The organism is Streptomyces sp. NPDC057428, assembly GCF_042803195.1.
Taxonomy (GTDB): Bacteria; Actinomycetota; Actinomycetes; order Streptomycetales; family Streptomycetaceae; genus Streptomyces.
Genome location: NZ_JBHVCT010000208.1, coordinates 1 through 2,020, shown reverse-complemented (window position 1 = coordinate 2,020; position 2,020 = coordinate 1). Strand labels below are relative to the sequence as shown.

Sequence of the window (2,020 nt, the reverse complement as noted above, 5' to 3'; positions counted from 1 at the left end):
CACCCGGCAGCGGCACACCCACCGGCTCGGTGACCTTCACCGGCCCCGGCGGACTCAACCAGACGGCGACCCTGGACGCCGACGGCACCGCCTGCATCACCACCACCGCCCTCACGACCGGCACCGTCACAGCCGTCTACAGCGGCGACGGATGCTTCTCCCCGGACACCGGCACCGAGGACGTCACGGTCGGCCAAGCGGCCAGCACCACCGCCGTCACAGTCGACCCCGGCGTCTCCGTGTGCGGCCAGCCGATCACCGTGTGCGCCACCGTCACGGCGGTCCCGCCCGGCAGCGGCACACCCACCGGAACCGTCACCTTCACCGCCCCCGGCGGACTCAACCAGACGGCGGCCCTGGACGCCGACGGCACCGCCTGCATCACCACCACCGCCCTGGCGACCGGCACCGTCACAGCCGTCTACAACGGCGACGGATGCTTCACCACCTCGACCGGCACCGCACCCGTCACCGTCAACCAGGCAGCAAGCAGCACCACCGTCTCCCTCAACCCCAACCCCTCCGTCTGCGGCCAGCCCGTCACCGTCTGCGCCACCGTCACCCCCGTCGCACCCGGCAGCGGCACACCCACCGGAACCGTCACCTTCACCGCCCCCGGCGGACTCAACCAGACGGCGACCCTGGACATCGACGGCACCGCCTGCATCACCACCAGCAGCCTCCAGACCGGCACCGTCACAGCCGTCTACAACGGCAGCGGATGCTTCACCACCTCGACCGGCACTGCGAACGTGGGGGTCAACCCGGCCACGAGCGCCGTGTCGGTGGCGGTCGACCCGGACCCGTCCGTGTGCGGTGAGACGGTCACGGTGTGCGCGACGGTCACCGCCGTCGCACCCGGCAGCGGCACACCCACCGGCTCGGTGACCTTCAGCGCCCCTGGCGGACTCAACGAGACCTTGGAGCTGGACGCCGATGGCAGGGCGTGCGTCACGACGACCACGCTCGAAACTGGTACGGTCAACGTCTCGTACGTGGGAGACGGCTGCTTCCTTCCGTCGACGGGCACGACAGACGTGACGGTCAACCCGGCCACGAGCACGGTGACAGTGACGGTGAACCCCGACCCGTCCGTGTGCGGCGAGACGGTCACGGTGTACGCGACGGTCACCGCCGTCGCACCCGGCAGCGGCACACCCACCGGAACCCTCAGTTTCCTCCTCCCCGACGGCAGCACTCAGGTCGTGGGGCTGGACGCTCAGGGCACGGCGTGGCTGACCACCAACAGCCTCGTCAACGGCAGCGTCAGCGCCTCCTACAGCGGTGACGGCTGCTTCCTTCCTTCGACAGGCACGACAGACGTGACGGTCAACCCGGCCACGAGCACGGTGACAGTGACGGTGAACCCCGACCCGTCCGTGTGCGGCGAGACGGTCACGCTGTGCGCGACGGTCACCGCCGTCGCACCCGGCAGCGGCACACCCACCGGCTCGGTGACCTTCACCGGCCCCGGCGGACTCAACCAGACGGCGACACTGGACGCCGACGGCACGGTATGCCTGAACACCAGCGCTCTCGCGAGTGGCACCTACATGGCCACCTACAACGGCGACGGATGCTTCGCCGACTCGGACACCGTCTTCGACGTGACGGTGAACCGGGCGTCCAGCGCGGTGTCGGTGGTCGCCGACCCGGACCCGTCCGTGTGCGGCGAGACGGTCACGCTGTGCGCGACGGTCACCTCCGCCGCACCCGGCAGCGGCACACCCACCGGCTCGGTGACCTTCACCGGCCCCGGCGGACTCAACCAGACAGCGACCCTGGACGCCGACGGCACCGCCTGCATCACCACCACCGCCCTCACGACCGGCACCGTCACCGTCAGCTACGGCGGCGACACCTGCTTCCTGGGCTCCACCGACAGCGTCGACGTGACGGTCGACAAGGCAGCCAGCACCACTGCAGTCACGGTCGACCCCAACCCCTCCGTCTGCGGCCAGCCCGTCACCGTCTGCGCCACCGTCACCCCCGTCGCACCCGGCAGCGGCACACCCACCGG

General features: G+C 70.8%; 1 protein-coding gene. It reads left to right on the top strand.

The features are described from left to right. On the top strand, positions 1-2,020 hold a 2,020-nt coding region (locus ACFU5K_RS31750; RefSeq protein WP_384068177.1), incomplete at both ends, for an Ig-like domain repeat protein.